Annotated in this window: 14 protein-coding genes and 2 pseudogenes; 11 read left to right on the plus strand and 5 right to left on the minus strand. The window is 65.2% G+C overall.

All coding sequences use genetic code 11. The features are described 5' to 3' along the window. Positions 1-34: 34 nt before the first annotated feature. The 4 genes and pseudogenes from ACYR7D_RS11840 to ACYR7D_RS11855 form a co-directional block, all read left to right on the plus strand. A complete protein-coding gene (locus ACYR7D_RS11840; protein ID WP_040793552.1) occupies positions 35-973 on the plus strand; it encodes a hypothetical protein in 939 nt (312 codons plus the stop codon). A gap of 115 nt (positions 974-1,088) precedes the next feature. Next, entirely contained in the window at positions 1,089-3,341 is a 2,253-nt protein-coding gene (locus ACYR7D_RS11845) for a heavy metal translocating P-type ATPase (protein WP_040793551.1), read from the plus strand. Between the two features lie 230 nt (positions 3,342-3,571). Beyond that, positions 3,572-4,213, plus strand: coding sequence for a class I SAM-dependent methyltransferase (locus ACYR7D_RS11850; RefSeq protein WP_040793590.1), 642 nt, complete (start codon positions 3,572-3,574; stop codon positions 4,211-4,213). Between the two features lie 302 nt (positions 4,214-4,515). Next, a pseudogene (locus tag ACYR7D_RS11855) lies at positions 4,516-4,704 on the plus strand (four-helix bundle copper-binding protein); the annotation flags it as partial. A 43-nt stretch (positions 4,705-4,747) separates the two neighbouring features. On the opposite strand, the gene ACYR7D_RS11860 reads toward ACYR7D_RS11855, so the two are convergent. After that, a complete protein-coding gene (locus ACYR7D_RS11860; protein WP_040793589.1) occupies positions 4,748-6,193 on the minus strand; it encodes an MFS transporter in 1,446 nt (481 codons plus the stop codon). 146 nt (positions 6,194-6,339) lie between these two features. On the opposite strand from ACYR7D_RS11860, the gene ACYR7D_RS11865 reads away from it, so the two are divergent. Then, entirely contained in the window at positions 6,340-7,116 is a 777-nt protein-coding gene (locus ACYR7D_RS11865; protein WP_040793550.1) for an AraC family transcriptional regulator, read from the plus strand. A 448-nt stretch (positions 7,117-7,564) separates the two neighbouring features. Here the strand turns inward: ACYR7D_RS11865 and ACYR7D_RS11870 are convergent, their stop codons facing one another. After that, positions 7,565-8,938 (minus strand): MFS transporter, encoded by a 1,374-nt coding sequence (locus ACYR7D_RS11870; RefSeq protein WP_040793547.1) that lies wholly within the window; start codon positions 8,936-8,938, stop codon positions 7,565-7,567. Positions 8,939-8,985: 47 nt separating this feature from the next. Between ACYR7D_RS11870 and ACYR7D_RS11875 the strand changes: the two genes are divergently transcribed. Together ACYR7D_RS11875 and ACYR7D_RS11880 are read left to right on the plus strand one after the other, a co-directional pair. Continuing rightward, the gene (locus ACYR7D_RS11875; protein WP_083874787.1) at positions 8,986-9,384 is read left to right on the plus strand and encodes an ArsR/SmtB family transcription factor; all 399 of its coding nucleotides are present in this window, start codon (positions 8,986-8,988) and stop codon (positions 9,382-9,384) included. A 195-nt stretch (positions 9,385-9,579) separates the two neighbouring features. Next, positions 9,580-10,085 (plus strand): annotated as a pseudogene (locus tag ACYR7D_RS11880) (DsbA family protein); the annotation flags it as partial. Between the two features lie 87 nt (positions 10,086-10,172). Here the strand turns inward: ACYR7D_RS11880 and ACYR7D_RS11885 are convergent. Continuing rightward, on the minus strand, positions 10,173-11,645 hold the full coding sequence (locus ACYR7D_RS11885; RefSeq protein WP_459549616.1) for a hypothetical protein: 1,473 nt from the start codon (positions 11,643-11,645) through the stop codon (positions 10,173-10,175). A 421-nt stretch (positions 11,646-12,066) separates the two neighbouring features. Between ACYR7D_RS11885 and ACYR7D_RS11890 the strand changes: the two genes are divergently transcribed. After that, positions 12,067-13,347 (plus strand): hypothetical protein, encoded by a 1,281-nt coding sequence (locus ACYR7D_RS11890; RefSeq protein ID WP_051133674.1) that lies wholly within the window; start codon positions 12,067-12,069, stop codon positions 13,345-13,347. A gap of 201 nt (positions 13,348-13,548) precedes the next feature. Here ACYR7D_RS11890 and ACYR7D_RS11895 read toward each other — a convergent pair whose 3' ends face one another. Then, positions 13,549-14,358, minus strand: coding sequence for a site-specific integrase (locus tag ACYR7D_RS11895; RefSeq protein ID WP_459549617.1), 810 nt, complete (start codon positions 14,356-14,358; stop codon positions 13,549-13,551). A gap of 1,020 nt (positions 14,359-15,378) precedes the next feature. Continuing rightward, entirely contained in the window at positions 15,379-15,984 is a 606-nt protein-coding gene (locus ACYR7D_RS11900; protein ID WP_245551287.1) for a GNAT family N-acetyltransferase, read from the minus strand. Positions 15,985-16,159: 175 nt separating this feature from the next. On the opposite strand from ACYR7D_RS11900, the gene ACYR7D_RS11905 reads away from it, so the two are divergent. The 3 genes from ACYR7D_RS11905 (at position 16,160) to ACYR7D_RS11915 (ending at position 18,871) form a co-directional block, all read left to right on the plus strand. Beyond that, positions 16,160-17,263, plus strand: a complete 1,104-nt coding sequence (locus ACYR7D_RS11905; RefSeq protein WP_157224366.1) for a cytochrome P450 family protein — start codon at positions 16,160-16,162, stop codon at positions 17,261-17,263. Positions 17,264-17,267: 4 nt separating this feature from the next. Beyond that, positions 17,268-18,356, plus strand: coding sequence for a GAF domain-containing protein (locus ACYR7D_RS11910; protein WP_194990123.1), 1,089 nt, complete (start codon positions 17,268-17,270; stop codon positions 18,354-18,356). Between the two features lie 149 nt (positions 18,357-18,505). Further along, positions 18,506-18,871 carry a hypothetical protein gene (locus ACYR7D_RS11915; RefSeq protein WP_157112829.1) on the plus strand — a complete coding sequence of 122 codons (366 nt, stop codon included), beginning with the start codon at positions 18,506-18,508 and terminating at the stop codon, positions 18,869-18,871. Positions 18,872-18,894 lie beyond the last annotated feature (23 nt).

The following is an 18,894-nucleotide window of genomic DNA, read 5'->3' on the forward strand; positions in this document are numbered from 1 at the left end:
CTCGAACTACGACACGACAGCAAGGAGCATCCCGATGAACACGCCCAGCAAGTTCGCCGGCTTCGCGCTCGGGCTCGCGGCGATCTTCGGGATCGCTGTCGTCCTCGGTGCGGCCATCGGCCCCACTCCCGATGCACCCGCCGACCACGACACGCACCCGGCTGGGCCCGCCGCCTCCAGCGGGCCCAGCCCCGACCAGCTACCTGGTGGTCTGCTCGTCAGTGAGCGCGGCTACACACTGCAACTGGATACCCCGCGAGTCCGCCCCGGGGCCGAGGTTGCGGTCGGTTTCCGCATTCTCGACGCTGCTGGGCTGCCGGTCACCCGGTATGAGCGCAGCCATGACAAGGACCTGCACCTGATCGTGGTCCGCCGCGACATGGCTGCTTTCCAGCACGTGCATCCACGCAGGGATGCCAGCGGAACCTGGCGCGTGCCGCTGGATCTGTCGCGTGCCGGTGACTATCGACTCTTCGCCGACTTCACACCGGAAGGCGGGGAGAACCTGACCTTGGGCGCGGATCTGCGGGTGCCGGGCAACTACGACGCCAAAGTGCTGCCGGCGCCGGAGACCGCTGTGGCGGTCGACGGCTACACCGTGACCCTCGACGGCGCTGTCATCCCCGGCCAGGCGTCGAAGGTGACGCTGTCGGTCAGCCGTAACGGCCGCCCGGTCACCGACCTGCAGCCCTACCTCGGCGCCTACGGGCACCTGGTCGCTCTGCGGGCGGCGGACCTCGCCTACCTGCACGTGCACCCCGAGGGGGAACCCGGTGACGGCAGCACACCGGCGGGACCCGGAATCACCTTCTCCCTCACCGCCCCCACCAGTGGCGACTACCGGCTGTTCCTCGATTTCCAGCACAAGGGCACGGTCCGCACCGCGGAATTCACAGTCCGGGTCACACAGAGCAACCCGGGTGCCGAGACGCCTCCGGCGCAAGTCGGCGAACAACCCGGCCACGGCCACTGACCACCCGCAACCATCCCGAGCTTGCCGTTACCCACCGACTCCATCCCTGGGGGACGCCTGCACGACAGGCACCCCTTGAACCTCTGAGTTCGAGCACCACAGAACGGAGCACCCCATGACCACCGCGACGAAACCATCGCCCACCGGGCAGGTCGAACTGGTGATCGGTGGCATGACCTGCGCCTCCTGCGCCAACCGCATCGAGAAGAAACTCAACAAACTCGACGGCGTCACCGCCACCGTCAACTACGCGACCGAGAAGGCGCGTGTGGACTACACCGGCGATATCGCGCCCGAGGAACTGATCAGCGTCGTCGAGGAGGCCGGCTACACCGCTGCCCTACCACGCCCCCCGGCTTCCGCCGAAACTGCGGAGTCCGCCGAACCGGATCCGACGGCCGCGCTGCGGACCAGGCTGCTGGTCTCGCTGGTACTGACCGTGCCGGTGATCGCCATGGCGATGGTCCCGGCCTTGCAGTTCACCAACTGGCAATGGCTGTCACTCACCCTGGCCGCGCCGGTGGTGATCTGGGGCGCGCTGCCGTTCCACCGGGCGGCTTGGACCAACCTGCGCCACGGCGCGGCCACGATGGACACCCTGGTGTCCATCGGCACGCTGGCCGCGTTCGGCTGGTCTCTGTATGCCCTGTTCTGGGGTACGGCGGGCACTCCGGGGATGACGCACCCGTTCGAGTTCACCATCGCCCGGATGGACGGCACCGGCAGCATCTACCTCGAAGCGGCGGCCGGGGTCACCACATTCATCCTGGCCGGGCGCTTCTTCGAGGCCCGGTCCAAACGGCGGGCCGGCGCGGCGCTGCGCGCGCTGCTCGAACTCGGGGCCAAAGAGGTGTCGGTGCTGCGCGACGGCCGCGAGGAACGCATCCCGGTCGACGCACTCACCGTCGGTGACCGATTCGTGGTGCGCCCGGGGGAGAAGATCGCCACCGACGGCGTGGTGGTCGAGGGCTCCTCGGCGGTCGACGCGTCCATGCTCACCGGGGAATCTGTGCCGGTCGAGGTCGGCGTCGACGACGCGGTGGTCGGCGCCACTGTCAATGTGGGTGGCCGGATCGTCGTGCGGGCCAGCCGGATCGGGTCCGATACCCAGCTGGCGCAGATGGCGAAACTCGTCGAGGATGCCCAAACCGGCAAGGCGCAGGCGCAGCGGCTGGCCGACCGGATCTCCGGGATCTTCGTGCCGATCGTCATCGCGCTCGCGGTCGCGACACTCGGATTCTGGCTCGGCACCGGCGGCTCGATCGCCGCGGCGTTCACCGCTGCGGTAGCCGTGCTGATCATCGCCTGCCCGTGCGCCCTGGGCTTGGCCACCCCGACCGCATTGATGGTCGGTACCGGTCGCGGCGCCCAGCTCGGTGTGCTGATCAAGGGCCCGGAGGTGCTGGAATCGACCCGGCGGGTGGATACCGTGGTCCTGGACAAGACCGGCACCGTCACCACCGGGAAGATGACGCTGCTCGATGTCGTCGTCGCCGACGGCGAGTCCGCCGATCAGGTGCTGGCGCTGGCCGGGGCCCTGGAGGACTCCTCGGAACACCCGATCGCCCAGGCCATCGCCAAGGGCGCCCGCGACCGGGTGGGTGAGCCGGCATCGGTCGAAGGCTTCGCCAATATGGCCGGGCTCGGCGTGCAAGGAGTTGTGGACGGGCGCGCGGTGGTGGTCGGCCGGACCCGGTTACTGGAGGACTGGTCACTGCACTTGGACGCCGAACTCGAGCGGGCGATGCGTGCCGCGGAAGCGGAGGGAAAGACTGCGGTCGCGGTCGGCTGGGACGGCGCAGCCCGCGGAGTGCTGGTCGTCGCCGACGCGGTGAAACCTACTTCCGCCGAGGCGGTATCGCAGCTGCGGGCGCTCGGTCTGACTCCGATCATGCTGACCGGCGACAACGAAGCCGCCGCCCGCACGATCGCCGCTCAGGTCGGGATCGATGAGGTGATCGCGGAGGTCCTGCCGCAGGACAAGGTCGCTGTCGTGGAGCGGTTGCAGGCCGAAGGCAAGGTCGTGGCGATGGTCGGTGACGGCGTCAACGACGCTGCCGCACTCGCTCAGGCCGATCTCGGTCTGGCCATGGGCACCGGTACCGACGTCGCTATCGAGGCCAGCGACCTGACACTGGTGCGCGGGGACTTACGGGCCGCCGTCGACGCCATCCGTCTGGCCCGCCGTACGCTGGGCACGATCAAGGGCAACTTGTTCTGGGCGTTCGCCTACAACGTGGCCGCGATCCCACTGGCCATGGCGGGCCTGCTCAACCCGATGCTGGCCGGGGCCGCGATGGCGTTCTCCTCGGTGTTCGTGGTCAGTAACAGCCTGCGGTTGCGCCGCTTCCGGTCCACCGCACAGTAATCCCGCCGCTCGCCCGGCCCACTTCGGTTGCCCCGAGACCCGCGCTCGGGGCAACGGAGGACCGGCATCGACTCAACCCAGCAGAAGAAGACGGAAGCGGGGGTGGCAGAACCGGGAATGGAGTTCCCGCCGGGCTGCTGAAATAAAACTCGAACCGACGCTCTGCCCGGGCCGCGCGCATTGTTCGATCGGCCCTCTCCGCCCGACTAGTGAGGTGACGTGTTGTGAAAATGCCGGTACCAGAACGTCTGTGGGATCTGATAGGTACCCAGCTCGGACGCCCCGACGGTCTGATCGGGCGCCTGGTCGGCCGGATCCTCAACCGCGGTAACCGTGCGACCGTGGGCGCTGCCGTCGCGGCAGCCGACCCGGCCCCGGGAGCCACCGCTGTCGATATCGGCTTCGGTGGCGGAGTCGGGCTCGGGCTACTGCTGGACCGAGTCGGGGACACCGGCACAGTGCACGGCGTAGAAGTTGCACCGACGATGATCGAGCAGGCTCGGCGCCGCTACCGTGACGACCTGGGCACCGGCCGGCTGACCCTGCACACTGCCGCCATGCACGATCTCCCGCTCTCCACTGCCACGGTGGACGCAGTGGTCAGCACCAACACCGTGTACTTCATCGAGGACCTCACGACAGCATTCACCGAGGTCGCCCGTGTCCTGCGCCCCACGGGGCGCTTGGCGCTCGGTGTCGGCGACCCGACGGCGATGGCGCGGATGCCCTTCACCGAAAACCGGTTCCGGCTTCGCCCGATCGACGAAATCACCGGCCACCTCGAAACGGCAGGTTTGACCGTCGTCCGTGAGGAGCGGCTCACCGACGAGGGCGCAGTCGAATTCCACCTCTTGATCTGCGAAAAGAAGTAGACCCCATGCGACTTCCGCGGCCTTCCGACAAGCCGCGGGGACCAGCTGTTGCCGGTCGTATGTACGGACACATTCCGCCATGCGATCCACCGGCAACCGCGAGGAGTATCGATGACACAAGCAGCAAACCGCATCATCGGCCATCCGGCGACCCGGGCAGTCTTGCGATGCGTCGCCGGATGCGTCCTCTCCGCTGCCCGACAGGCGATACGGAACAACCGCGAACACGCCGACCGCGCCGGTCGCAGACGGTGAGGGACCCACCGTTTCGCTCTACTCACGGAAAGTACGGCGACGGCGGCCTGTCGCGGCACACCGGTTACGACGCCAACCTCACCCGTATGGTCCTCGAAAGCTGGGCCACCGCCTGTCGGAGCTGTGCTGAAGAATGCGGGCACCACAGCGACGCACACGCCCACTGCCGTATCTGCGCGGCGGTATCCCGCCGGTGTGAATCCGCGTGCCGGGATCTGGTGTCCGCACTCGCCTGAATCCCACTGCCCAGCCGCTGGACTCGCCGTTTCCCATCGATGGTCAGGTCTGTTCGGCTGCCGGTATCCGGTCGTCGGTAGAGGCGGATACTGCGGTGGAGCGCGGAGTTCGCAGTAGGGCGGCGATGAGGACAGCACCGAGGGTGAGGATGACGGCAGCGATCGTGAGTGCGAAGGAAAAACCTTGTGACCGAGTGGAACCGGCAGCGGCGCCACTGTGACGTTCGGCCACGGCGACCAGTACCGCCACGCCGATAGCGCCACCGATCTGCTGAACGGAGCTGAACAGAGCCGAGCCGAGGCCGGCGTTCTCCGTGGTGGTGCCGGTGACCGCCGCAGCCGTCAGGACCGGCAGGCTCAACCCACATCCCAGACTGGTGACGAGCATGCCCGGCAGCACGCCCGTAGCGTATGCATCGCCGGCCGCCACACTGGACAAGATCAGCAGCCCGGCTGAACTGATCAGGAACGACAGGACCAGCGCCCACCGCATCCCGAGCCTCGTGATGAGGTAGGTGGAAAGGCGCATTCCCACGAGAATTCCAGCGCCATAGGGCAGATAGGCCAGCCCGGCCTGCAACGGACCGTATCCGAGGACGGTCTGCAAGTGGATCATCAACAGGAAGGCCATGGCGAAAAAGGCCACTGAAAACAGCAACGTCGCCGCGTTGGCGACCGAACGCGTCCGGTCGGCGAGAAACGCCATCGGCACCAATGGCTCGGCCGCCCTGGATTCGACCGTGAGGAATGCGACGGCCAAGAGTACTGCCAGCAGTAGTGCTGCGATGACGGCGAGGTCTGTCCAGTTCGTTTCCCCGGCTCGGAGCAGGCCGTAGACCAGGGATACCACGGCGCCGGTGCCCAGGACGGTGCCGGGTATGTCCAGCCGTGCCCGGGAGCGTGCCCGGCTTTCCGGTATCAGGCGGGGCATCAGTACGAGGGCGGCCGCCGCCACCGGCAGGTTGATGAGAAAGATCCAGCGCCAGGATGTGAGGTCGGTCAGCACGCCGGATATCACCAGGCCGGTAGTGCCGCCCAGAGCTGCGATTCCTCCCCAGATGGCCAGTGCCCTGGTGCGCTCTGCTGGGCCCGGGAACAACAGGGTGATCAACGACAGTGCGGCGGGACTTGCCATGGCCGCGCCGGCGCCCTGAACGAACCGTCCGAGCACGAGTTGCCACGGTTCCTGGGCGAGTCCGCATGCCAGGCTTGCCACGCCGAACAGCGCCACCCCCAGGAGGAAGACGCGGCGGCGGCCCAGCAGGTCGGCTGCTCGCCCGGCCAGCAACAACAGTCCGCCGAATGTGAGGAAGTAGGCGTTGACCACCCAGGCCAGCCCTGCGCCGCTGAAGCCCAGCTCGTCGCGGAGGCTGGGGAGGGCAACGCTGACCACATTGTCGTCGAGGACCAGCATGAACTGCACGAAGCACAGAACCACCAGCGCGCCCCGGCGCCGGCCAGGGGCTACGGAAGCGACCGCCGGTGTCACGGCATGCGTTCCGGCGTCGAGGGCGTACGCCAACCATGGTGAGTCGCAAAATTTTTCAGCACTCGACGACGCTATGCGCCAATTGAACCTGGCCACAATACGCGATGAGGCCGGATGATATCGCATTGAGGACATAGGCTGGTGCCATGCTCAACTCCGCCGACTCGTTCATCCCGTCCGGCGCGGGAGTGATCATCGTCGGCCAGTTCCCGCTGACGTCGGGGGAGTGGATCCCCGCTCACAGCCACACACACCACCAGCTGGCATGGACGCGTCGCGGGGTCCTCAGCGTCGCTGTTGCCGATGCCCATTGGGTACTGCCGCCCACCCGGGCCTTGTGGATACCGGCCGGGGTGATGCACCGGACCGGCGCCACCCGCGAGGCGGTGTTGTGCAGCCTCTACCTCGATCCAGCACGCTGCTCCCTGGACTGGACCGAGCCCACCGCGGTCGGCGTCGACGCGCTGCTGGCCCAGCTGATCACCTATCTCGCCCGCCGCGACCTCGCCGATGACCCACGGTTGCGCGCCGAAGCGGTCGTGTTAGATCTGCTGCACCCCGTTCCGGCCCTGCCGATAGACGTACCGCATCCCGTGGACGAACGGGTCCGCGCCGTGGCCGACGCCTTGCTCGCCGACCCTGCCGACCCGCGCAGCCTCGAAGCGCACGCGCACGCCATCGGAGTGAGTCGACGAACTCTCACCAGGATTTTCGTCCGCGACACCGGTATGAGTTTCGACCGGTGGCGCACCCATATGCGGCTGCGGGCTGCGCTGCCGCTGCTCGCCGAAGGTCGCACGGTGCCCCAGGCCGCGCATGCCGTGGGATACACGACTGCGAGCGCCTTCCTCGCGGCATTCCGGCGGACCGTGGGCACCTCACCCGGACGCTACCTCCACGCAGACGCCGGGCTCGACCCGTGACGCCATTCCGTCGGCCTGCAGCGACCGTGAGGCCCGAAAATGTGTGAGCGCATGTGCATGGACGTGCCGGATGCGGGTACATCCAAGGCCCCACTCGTAGGTGCTGATAGGAGGTGGGCCCGATGATGGAAATGTGCATGCAGATGATGAACATGGCGCGGAACTGGTGGAACGGAATGTTCCCTGGCATGCCCATGTCCATGATGTAGGCACAGGTCCGGTGATCGCCGAGCTGAACTATTCTCCGTCAGCTGAATCGCCGGCACGAAAGGAATCGACGCGCCGCTGTCCGCTTCGGCGTCGATGACAGCGGCGTGCGACAGGCTCCCCTGAACTCCGGTGAATACGCGCCTCCGCGCGACTGGGAACTCGGCTGTCCTACCGGGGGCTGGCCATGGTGGCTGTGCCCACTATTCCGAGGGGCCGCCACCAGTGGCGAAGAGGCACCTCAAGCAGCCAGTGCGGTCGGCCGCTCCGTTCGGGGCCATCGCGGGTGCTCGGCGTCGATGACGAACACATGTGTGTGCAGCCAGTGGCGGTCGTCCACGCGGACTGCGTCACCCAGCCGCACCGGATCGATGGTGCCGACCTCATGCAGGTGCGTCAGCTCCGCCGGGTCCTTACGTGGCCACATCCGCAGCGCCACCGCGATCCCGGCGACAGCGAGCACGGCCAGCACCGCCCAGGTAATGGTGAAACCGGCGGTCGTGCTCAACCAGCCGGTGAGCGGGTAGGTGAGCAGCCACGCCAGGTGCGACAGCGAGAACTGCGCGGCGAAGAGCGCCGGCCGATCCGCGGCCTGTGACGAGCGACGTAGCACCTGACCGGTCGGGGTCAGCACCGCCGCCGTGCCCACGCCGATGACCGCCCATACTGCGACTGCGGCGACCCAGCGCCACTCGCCTCCGCTCGCGGTCGACAATGCGATCGCCGACCCGAGTCCGGTGATCAGGGTGGCCGCACCGGCCATCATCACCGGCCGTGCATCGAGGCGTTCGAGGATCCGGGGTAACGCCGGCGCGACGAGCAGGGTGCCGAACCCGTTCGCGGCCAGGAGCATCGCCACGCCGGACTGGGTTCCCCCGAGAGTGTCGCGAACGTAGTTGACGGTGTTGACCATGATCATCGAACCTGCGGCCGCGACCACCAGGTTCAACCCGAGCAGACCCCGTAGCCGCGGCGTCGCGGCGAAAATCCGCATGCCCACCGTGATCCGCGCCATGAAACTGCTCTGGGCAGAGCCGGCGCCGGTATTCGGGATGCGGGTGGTGACCACCAGTGCCGCTGAGACCACGAACCCGATCGCGGTGCCCACGAACAGCCAGTGGAAACTGATCACCGCCAGCGCCGCCGCGGCCAGCATCGGACTCAGTAAGGTCTCCATCGTCGCGGCAAGCTGAGCGGCCGACAGCGCCTTGGTGTAATCCCGCTCATTCGGCAAGATATCCGGGATAACAGCCTGGTAGGTCGGGGTGAACGCGGCCGACGCCGTCTGCAGGACGGCGATGAGGAGATAGATCTGCCAGACCTGGTCGATGAAGGGCAATAGCAGTACAACCGCGGCCCGGACCACGTTCAGCGTGACCAGAAACAACCTGCGCGGGAACCGGTCGGCATAGGCGGCCACGATCGGCGCGACCGTCACATACACCAGCATTTTGATCGTCAACGCGGTACCGAGCACCGCGGCCGCGTCCGCGCCGGCGAGTTCATAAGCCAGCAGACCCAAGGCGACAGTGGTCAGACCCGTACCGAACAGGGCCGACACCTGGGCGATGAACAGCCGGAGGTAGTCGCGGTGGGAGAACAAGGAGGTAAACATCGAGTCGGCCCTTCTGTCCAGCTTCCTGCATGACTTAATATCTACGTATGCATGCAGATAACGGGAAGGTTCGATCGCCTATTCCCGACCACGAACTGAATTCGACGGTCGACGTCTTCCGGATGCTCGCCGACGCCACCCGCGTCCAAGTGCTGTGGGCACTGGCCGATGCCGAGCTGTCGGTCAACGAACTCGCCGACTACGTCGGCAAACCCGCCGCCTCGGTCTCCCAGCATCTGGCCAAACTGCGTCTGGCTCACCTCGTGCGTACCCGCCGTGCCGGAACCACCGTCTACTACAGCCTGGAAAACGACCATGTCCGGCAGCTGATCACCGACGCCGTCCACAATGCCGAACATGCCGGCCCGGATGCGCCCGCTCATCATCGCCGGGGCGCCGAAGTCCCTTCGATCAGCCATCGCAACGAGGGCGAGAACGCCGGTTGAAGATTGCGATGGCCGCTGGCAATGGTTGTTCGGCATGGACGCGCAATGGCGAATGGGCCGGCGCCATTGTCGTCGGCCTGAGTCTGGGGCGAGGACCACGCAGAGCGGTCGAACCGCTGTACAGCCTCGCGAGATGGGTCGGCTCAACTGACGGTAGCGTGTCCGTGTGCTCACGTTTTTCTGATTTGTCCTTGTCACCGGCTCTCCACTGCCCCGGATGGGCGAGTGACACTGGTGGAGTTCCTGGACTTCGAATGCGAAGCATGCCGGGCTGCGTTTCCAGCTGTGGAGCAACTGCGCGAGGAATACCGCGGACGGGTGACTTTCGTAGTGCGGTACTTCCCGATTCCCTTACACTTCAACGCCGAACGCGCCGCCCGCGCCGTGGAAGCGGCCGCCGCCCAGGGCCGCTTCGAGCAGATGTGCCAGTGCACGTACGAAACCCAACCCACCTGGGGGCGGAACAGCGCATCCCTCTCGACGATGTCTTCCGGGGCTTCGCCGCCGACCTCGGCTTGGACCTGGCTGCCTACGACGCTGCTTACAACGACCCCGGCACCGCCGCCCGCGTACGTGCCGATTTCGATGACGGTCTGGCCCTCGGAGTCGACGGGACCCCGACTTTTTTCGTCAACGATCTGAGGATCGCCGTCAACAGCTACGAGGACCTGACCGCGGCACTCGACGATGCACTCGAATGACCCGGCGCGCTCGGCCAGGTAGGGAGTATCAGAAAGTAGATCACTGAACCAGCCCAGGGGTAGGGTGCGAGTCGCTCAGGTTCAGTGTCAGAAGCCGAGCATGATGCGCTTGCTTCTCGCTGCCGAGTCGAGCGGGAACAACCCCTTGTCGTCGAGTATTCGTTTGAAGCAGTCGATCGCATACCGGACCGCATCATTGGCATGTTCTGGCACGTCAGCCATCTTGAATTTGCTGCTCTCGCGGTCATGGCCCACGGCGCCATGTACCAGTTTGCTTCGATGGCTATACAGGTCTGAAAGCCTCTTGTGCAGTGCTTTCCGGGCTTCAATATTCTCGGGCTCAAGGAGTAGGGCCATCGATCCGGTGACCCGGAACGATGTTTCTGTTTCCGTTCCGAACATGGACTCCCACACGATCACGGCGTCGATGAACTTGTCCAACGGGTCGGGCCGGTCGGTAGTTGCTTTCAATAACCTGCGGCGCCCAACCTTGAGCGCGTCCGGGAGTCCGGCCATCTTCTTTGCCCATTCCGCGATCTCCACGGCCGTACCAGCGTCGATCTGGGGAGGTAGCTGGGTCTTGACTACTCCAGGTGATGGATTCGGTTGATGCGAATTCGACCCGCTTGATGTGAGCGGATGGTTCTGCCGAGTGAACCGCCATACTGGGCGAAACACCTCTTCATTTGGGGAAGCTAGCACTATCGCGAACCGAACGCGGCGGATCGTCTCCTGGAGATCCTCAGAAGCCTGAATTAACTCAGGCAGGAACTTCTTGCGTCGTTCGCTACTCGCGACGAACCGGGTGAGCTGCTCATGCCCATTGTGCACTGGAGGCGGCGACAGCCGGGCTTCGATAAATCGAACTGGTTGGTCAACCTCGAGGATGAGGTCGGGTTCCGCGGCAAACGAGTTCAGCCGGCGATCCAAGACGGTTGGGCGGCGGATCCGGCCACCGGCAATCTCGATTGGCCCAGCACCCCGAGGTAACGTCAGATCGCCCAGTGCGATCAACGTCTTCACGGGCACGGTCTCACCGGCAGCCAATCGGCGTGCGCAGCCGAGCCCATCGCGTACAGCCTCCGCTACTCGAATAAGGACCCGGGCATCGAGGTCTTCGTCGATGAGCAGGCTTGAAATGATGTGGGTGCCAATATCGCGCAGACTTAGACTGCCGCCGCCTCCAGTCGACCAGTCGACCTCTATTTGCTCGTTGTAGGTGACGCGGTCACGCCCTCGAAGGTCGGCCTCATCGGTCGCAGCGAAAGCATCTCGGAGAAGCTGAGTAAGAGGCTCCGACTCGTTGCGCAACCAGCGGCGCACCGTCGGCATTAGCGGGTGCTTATCAACCAGGCTCGGCGAGTGGTGGGTCTGTTCGGACCCGATGAGCCGCGCCGCAAAGCAGTCCATCGCAATTAGCTGGAGGCAGTCGTCCAACGAAGAATTGCCGCCGATAGCGGGCCGGATACCTCCGGAACGAAGATGAAAATCGGTCGCTGCAGATGTTCCCCGCGACTCGTCGTATCTGCAGAATGCGTCGATGCGCGAGGCTTCCCGCATGGTCTTCCATGGGTGCCTAGATCCCTTAATCGGCCTGGTGTGCCCCATCGCTGCCGTCCAGATATCCTCTGCCACAGCAGTCCTGGGTCCAGCGAGAACGGAGTCGTTCCACACGTCAGCCGGGTTGAGCGCGAGCATGAAAGCCACCAGGTCCACCCCGACTACATCGACCAGAACGCGCAGTTCAGGCCGCTGGGACTCGGACGCGTCTCTCTCGTCGTTCTGCGAATCTTCAGTCGTCACATCGCCCTATCGGTTCAGAGGTGGTCTCGTTACCAGGGATTTGAGGTACCAGCTGTACTGCCAGCTTGGGCCGAGGTGACACTGTCTTGCCGCAACAGTGGCTTCAGCTCCCCATCGGAACCAGGTGCCTGGGTGGAGGCCGGTGGTCGCATCGCGAATCTTCGATACTGTCTGTGTTGTGTTCGATATTGCCCATCGGGGCCCCGACTACCTCTTGCGGTGGCCGCGTGAACTGTTTGTATTGGAGGCGCAAGCAACCCTGGCTGCTATGCCTGCCCACGGGGGTAACAGTAAGAGGGCGGGGTGGACCGGTGAGGTGGGCCTGCTGCTGACCGAAGCCTTTGTCGCGGACACACCTCGGCACGACTTCGATAATCTCGTTGCCGGCGTTGCCTGGGCACGATCAGCGACTGATGACAACGATCCGTGGGGACCGTCGGCATCAAGCCGTCCGTCGGTGCCAGCGGACCCGGAGCGCGCCTTCCTTGAAGAGTTGATTGCGGCGGCGCCGAAGCTCGCTGAGCAGCACGCTCCGAAGCCCTATTACTCCCAGCGAACGGCCGCGGCCGCTACCGGGTACCAGGCCATTGAGCGAGACCTCTCTGCCGCACAGCAAGCCTGGCGAACTGCGCTAGTAGAGCTTCAGCAGCGTGGTTATCTGAGTTCAGTCGCGCCGGCACCATGCGTAGACGATGATTTCACTGGTGCGAGTCCCGACGAAGCTCTCGATGTCCTGATCGAGGACCGACTCGGTAGGAAGGCGATATGGAGTTCATCCCCGACGGTATTCGATGAACACACTTTCTTCGATCTCGTTGAGGTCTTCCATGATCTTGTCTCCAGGCCCCGCAGGCGTAGCTACCACCAATTCGACAACTGTGGCTGGCATTACTCAGCATTCACACCCCGACCTGCGCAGATACTCTACCGGTGGACAGTCAATCGACTGCTGGAACGCAACGGCATCAACTTGCGTCTCGCGAAGAGCGGCGAGGACACCGGCCGATTGGTGCACGCGGTCAACGACACTCGTGCAGATCTGATTGATGCCGCTCTGTCGACCCCTGATCCTGCCCGGAATGCCTCCGTTGCTCACGCAGTCGCACTGTTTCGGAGCCGCAGCTCCGGTACAGAAGAGAAGCGGAGTGCATGTATCGTCCTGGCGAGTCTGCTCGAAGAGCGGCGTGATCTGCTCAAGAAGGAGCTCTTCAGCGGTGACGAGGGGGCCCTTTTCCAGATCGCCAACAAGTTCGCGATCCGCCACCGGCGAGCCGATCAACACGGCGATTACGATCCCGCATATCTCGACTGGATCTTCTGGTGGTATCTCGCGACCGTCGAACTGACGGACAAACTGATCGCAGCTCAGTCGGCAGGGTTGGCTGACCCCAAGTTCACAGCTGGGCCATCTCCAGCGACACGCCAGCGTTTGCCCGGCGGAATCTTGGACAATGGGTAGCCAGGCTCGAATAGCAGCCAGCTCCCACTCAAGGGTTCGGTGCCACGCATATTCGGCATCGCAGTATTTGCAGAAGCCGGGTGTGCCGTCTTCTCGGGTCCGTTGTCGGAACCGGCTCAGGCGCCGTGACCAACGCAGAGTCCTATGGCCGGGGCCGGCTGGTGAACCCGCCCACCGTGAGACCGGACGGACACGGAATATTCACGCGGCTTCGGAATTTTCGACTCCGAGCTTGGCGGCGAGCGGGTGGGGTTCGCCTGTCATGGCGGAAAGGGCTTCGGCGACTTCGTGGAGGGATGCCCGGACGTAGGTCATGGTGGCGCCGACGTTGCCGTTCATGTCGGTATGGCCGGCGAAGGCACGGGCTATGGCGTAGCCGCGGTGGCGTTCGACCCAGGTGAGGGTGGTGTGGCGCAGCCAGTGGGCGGTGACCTGCTGGGTGGCGGCCCAGGGGAGGTGCTTGCCGATCCGGTTCCAGAGGTAGTCGTATCTGCGGCCGGTAATCGGTTGGCCGTTCTTGTACCGAAGGAGTCGTTCGGTTTTGCCGAGATCGCCGGCCCCGCGATCGCAGTGCCGGAGTAGGGCATTCATCAGGGTAGGGGAGACGGGCTGCCAGCGGTCCTGGCCTCCTTTCTCGTGGAGGTGGACCAGGCATTGTTCTGGGTCGAGGTCCATAGGCCTGAGTGCCAGGGCGCCGGCGCGGCGGCAGGCGGTTTCGATGTGGAGCCGCAGGATCAGTGTGTCGAGGTCCGGGTCGTTGCCGGTGGTGGCGGCGATCCGATTGATGTCCTTCAGAAGGTTGTCGGGGAGGGCGCGGCGGTTGCTGGGAAGACGTCGTGGTTTGGCGATCGGGGCGACCGGATCGGTGTCTGTGGTGATGAACCCGTCGGCGCGTGCTTGGCGGTAGAGGGCTCGGAGGGCGCCGACCATGTGTTCGGCGGCGGATCGACCTCCTCGGCTGTTCCGACGGACGACCGCTTGGCGCTGAGTCTGTTCGATGAGCTCGCGCACTTCCAGGGGTGACGGTGTGTTGATGCGACGGTCGCCCCACGCCTGGACGATCCGCCGCCAGTAAGGACCGTAGGCGCGCAGCGTGCCCGCTGGCACCGCGGCCTGTAGCTGCCGAATGTAGTCGTCGAAGGTTGGCGCCGGCTGGCCGCGACCGGGCGTCGAAGAGAGGAGATCCTCCGGCCGGAGACCGAGTCGCTGGAGTAGGAGCCGTGCGGCGTCGAGGTCTTCGGTAGTCACCGGGGCCTCCGAGGAGTGTCGGTCGCGGCTTCCCACAACGTTCGAGAGGCCAAGGTGGGCGGGTAGACGAGGATTACCCGCGGTTGTTCGGAGGCTGCGAGGACGAGCTGATCGTGGAGTTCGATCCGAGCGCCATGACGGAGCTCTGCTGGAAGGCGTAGATATCCGCGGCGATCGACTTGGTAGTTGCTGCCGGATGGGGAGTCTCTGACGATAATCAGGCCGTTCCGGCCGGTATCGAAGACGACGGGGTGCCCGGGTGGCCAGGAAAGGTGCCGGAGTGTCGAGCGGTCGGCTATACGTCCCCACTGATCCAGGGTGGATACCGACAGATGGATGTGCGGCCAGTCGCTGGGGTCTCTCGTTGTAATGACCGGGACGGGCAGCGGCTGGGCAGTTGACATGACGCCAGAGTGATCGGCGGTTCGGGGTGCGGTTCCAGCAACAGGTGTTCGACTGAGCATATTGGTTCCCTGGCGAAATCGGCGACAGTTCCACGTGGGTCACCTATTACTCCGCGCTGTCCGCCCCCGATTGGACATTCGCCTGCCGTAGATCCTGGCTCCGGCCTTCCGGCGATCGTGCGCGTGTTGGCTTGCCATGCGCTACTTCAGCCCACTCCATGGTGTGTTGCCCTGGCCCGGTAATACCTCGGGCCCCTCCGCGCGACTGTTAAACAGCGCGAACTGCCGGTGACGTAGCGGCGGAGGTTCCGCATCGCCCTATTCAGACTTGTGAGGCTCCGTATTTGGCCCCTGGCTGAGCCGCCGAGCCCGCCCGACGTCACATGTTGATGGCCATTGGCCACATGCTCGGTCGCCGACCGGTTGGTAGCGAAAAAGGCTCGGCGCGCTGGAAGCCGAACTGCTTGTAGTAAGTGATATTGGATTCGAGAGTGCAGACGAGGTACGCGTGGATGCCGGGGTTGGATGTCAGCTCGTCGGTGATCAATCGGGCGGCATAGCCCTGCCCGCGGAAATTCTGTGTGGTTCCGATGTTGGCCAGGTACCAGTGCTCGGGCTCGTGGGGGTGGTGCAGGTCGAGGGTGTGGCGGACTTTTGCCGCGGCCAGGGCGCGGGTCTGGAGGGCGGGTAGCAGGTCGGGCAAGGCGCGGACGGTGGTTAGCGTGCTGTGGTCCCAGCGTCCTGGCGGATCCCAGACGGCGACCGCCGCGATTTCCCCGTCGGTGTTGAGAGCGACACGAACACCTCCATTAGGAACGTGGAAGTGCCGGAGGGACGCGGCGAAGTATCGGGGTAGCGCACGGTGGCGTCGCTGTCGGTTCGGCCAGATGGCGGCCATGAGCGGGTCGTCGGCGAATGCTTCGGCGAGGACGGCGGCGGCCTCGGGGATGTCGACGTTCGTGGCGACACGGGTGGTGATCGGCACGTCGGGTCCTTCCGGTTGGCACACTGGGGTTATGGACTTGGGGCGGTGCCCGTTCACGGCGGGGATTCATGGGGTCGATGCTCTTCATGAGGATCTCAGGGCGCGTGAGCCGGGGGTGCATCAGGCGGAGCTACCGGAGGGTTCGCCGGTATGGGTGGTGACCGGGTGGCAGGCGGTGACCAGCTTATTGGCCGATCCGCGGATGTCGGCGTCGAAGTCCGACTCGACTACGGGCTTCCGGGGGCAGAACCTTCCGGCGGCGTTGGATCAGAATCTCCTCAATATCGATGGAGAGCAGCATCGGCGGGTGCGGAAACTGGCGGCGGAAGCCTTCGCGCCCGCCCATCACGCCTGGCATGAGCAAGTAGTGGCGGCCGCGGTCGCGGAGCTGGTCGATGCATTGCCGGCGACGGGGGAGATCGATGCGATGGGTGGATTGTGTGAGCCGCTGCCCCCGCGGGTGATCGGCACATTGCTGGGTCTGCCCAACGAACAGCTAGGCGAGTTCCGGTCTGCGGCGCGGCCGATGTTTCTGATCGACACCTCCAGCGAGGGCGAGGCAGTGCAGGGTGCGATGGTGTCGATGCTGACGTTGGTGGCGGGGGTGATCGAGGACAAGCGGCGGGAGCCGGGGAATGACCTGATCTCGGGTTGGCTCAGGGCGCGGGATGGGCAGGATCGGCTCAGTGAGGAGGAGCTGATCAGTCTTGCGTTCGCGGTGATCATCGGAGGATTCGAGAACGTCACTTCGCTGACCTCGGCGGTTCTGGACGAGATGGTCCGCAGTCACGGTGAGTCGGCTCGTCGGCTACTAGGTACGCCGCAGGAGTTCGCGGGCTTGGTGCGCGAAGTCATGGGTGCTGTGGCGCCGGTGAATTATGCGTTGCGGCGGTTCCCGCTGGCCGATATCGAGGTCAATGGGGTGACCATTCCGCGAGGACACACGGTCTTTCTCTCCTTGCGGTCGGCACACCTGGACCCTGCTCGCCGCCAGGGCCGCGACCTTGTGTTCGGGCATGGCCGGCATTTCTGTATCGGCGCGGCATTGGCCGAGATGCAGGCGGTGCAGGTTGCTCGCGCTGTGCTCGAGAAGTATCCGAGGCTCGAGGCGGTCAAGCCACGCGAGGAGTACCGGTTGCGGCCGTCGTGGCTCACCTACGCGTTTGCGGAACTTCCGCTGCGGGCGGTGTGGCCAGTGGACGCTGGACACCATTCCAGCAGGGTGTTTTATGATCGTTTAGAGGCTCGACCGCAGGTTGGCTACTACCTCGGGGACTGACGCGATGCCGAAACATGGATGGACGCTGGTCGAAACCCTGGAGCCGGACCGGCTCAGTGTGGTCGCGCGTGACCACCATGCCCGGGACCGGACCTCGTTCGAGCGAGCCGTGCAGGACCATATCGGTGCCGGGAAAGCCCCGGCACGCGAAGCGGCCGGCTGGCTGCAAGAGCTGATCGACGATCTTCGCCGACGCCGCGAGACCGCCGTCGCGCAGCGTGTTCTGCGTAACGGGACCGTAGTAAAGGCTCGGGTCGTGCCGGTCCTTGCGCCTGACGACACGCTGCACGGCGTGCATCTGTGGCTCGCGTCCGACGATGCGACGCCTGCGCATCCGCCGGTGCCCGCGTTTGCCTTCACCTGGGATTCGGATCAACGACTCGCGGAGATCCCTGCCTCGCTGACGGTTGGCACTTCGAGGTCGCGCCTGACTGCCCCGGAGATCTTCCGGTTCATCGATCCGGTGGACGGGCTCTCGCTGATCCAGGCCCTGTTGTCCTCGCAGCCGGGCGACAGCTGGAGTGGCGCGGTGACCGTGACACTCGGGGAACAAGCGAGACCGGGACACCTTGTCATGGTCGCCAGCGGGCCACCTCGTGCAACGCAGACCTGGCGGGGATTGCTCTTTCAAACCTCGGCGGCGCCGGCCGGGATGAGCCTAGAGGCTGCGGCACTTGCCGCGATTCCCCGTGTGTCGCAAGTGCATATGGTGCTGGTCGATATCGCCAAGATGCGGCTGCTCCGGTGGATCACCGATCCTCTGCCCGAGGTGCAGTGGAAAGGCCAGGTCGACCAACGCGATACCCCGCACCCCGACGATGTGAAACGTGTGTTCACCGCGGCCGCCGATGTCTTCACCGGCAAATCCGATTCGGCAGCCGTGCAGGGTGTTCGATTGCGGCGCCGAGGCGGCGGGTGGGTGGTGGTCGATGGAACCGGCGCGATCGTTACGACCCCGGCAGGTGGCCCGGCCCTGGCTGTGCTTCAAATGCGGGTGGTCGGATATTCCGACGAACCAGACCCGGTTGAGCAGACTGACAACGGTCATCCGGGACTGGATGACCCCGAATACCCGGATCCGCTGCCGACTTGATGGCCGCGACGAGCGCCTTCCCGCGACGAGGGCGTGTTGCTAGAATGGCGATATTCTGATTCCCGGTACCAGTCTCTGACGGACGCCGGATGACCGCTCGAGGTCGAATACCCGAGCGTGTTCTCATCCAGGCGATCGGGGAGGTACCGATGAACGACACGCCAACTGCAGTGCGTGAACAATGCGCATCCTGCGTACCCGCCAATGTGAAGGTCGACCAGTTGTTCGCCGCCTTTCACTTGCGTGACTGTGACGAAGAAACCGACGCCGCCGCTGCGACCGCTGTGGGACGCAAACTCGGCCGCACGGTTACAGATCGCGAGATCACGCAACTGCGCACCGGCAGGACCGGACAGAAGTCAGACCCGGAACTACTTGCTGCACTCTTCGAGCATTTCTGCCTGCCCGGCACCCATCTGACCAGCATGGCTGACGTCGAGGGGCGGGCCATCGATCGGACGCTGCGACTGCTGGTTTCGATCCGGGATGTCAGCCCTGCCGCATTTCGCCTATGAAGGCAGCGTATGCCCGGGCTGAA

Source organism: Nocardia sp. X0981, from assembly GCF_977089955.1.

Coding starts and splice junctions, on each gene's coding strand:
- ACYR7D_RS11915 (WP_157112829.1), top strand. CDS start 18,506: ATGAACGACACGCCAACTGCAGTGCGTGAACAATGCGCATCCTGCGTA.
- ACYR7D_RS11910 (WP_194990123.1), top strand. CDS start 17,268: ATGCCGAAACATGGATGGACGCTGGTCGAAACCCTGGAGCCGGACCGG.
- ACYR7D_RS11865 (WP_040793550.1), top strand. CDS start 6,340: ATGCTCAACTCCGCCGACTCGTTCATCCCGTCCGGCGCGGGAGTGATC.
- ACYR7D_RS11840 (WP_040793552.1), top strand. CDS start 35: ATGAACACGCCCAGCAAGTTCGCCGGCTTCGCGCTCGGGCTCGCGGCG.
- ACYR7D_RS11870 (WP_040793547.1), bottom strand. CDS start 8,938: ATGTTTACCTCCTTGTTCTCCCACCGCGACTACCTCCGGCTGTTCATC.
- ACYR7D_RS11850 (WP_040793590.1), top strand. CDS start 3,572: ATGCCGGTACCAGAACGTCTGTGGGATCTGATAGGTACCCAGCTCGGA.
- ACYR7D_RS11875 (WP_083874787.1), top strand. CDS start 8,986: ATGCATGCAGATAACGGGAAGGTTCGATCGCCTATTCCCGACCACGAA.
- ACYR7D_RS11885 (WP_459549616.1), bottom strand. CDS start 11,645: ATGCGGGAAGCCTCGCGCATCGACGCATTCTGCAGATACGACGAGTCG.
- ACYR7D_RS11845 (WP_040793551.1), top strand. CDS start 1,089: ATGACCACCGCGACGAAACCATCGCCCACCGGGCAGGTCGAACTGGTG.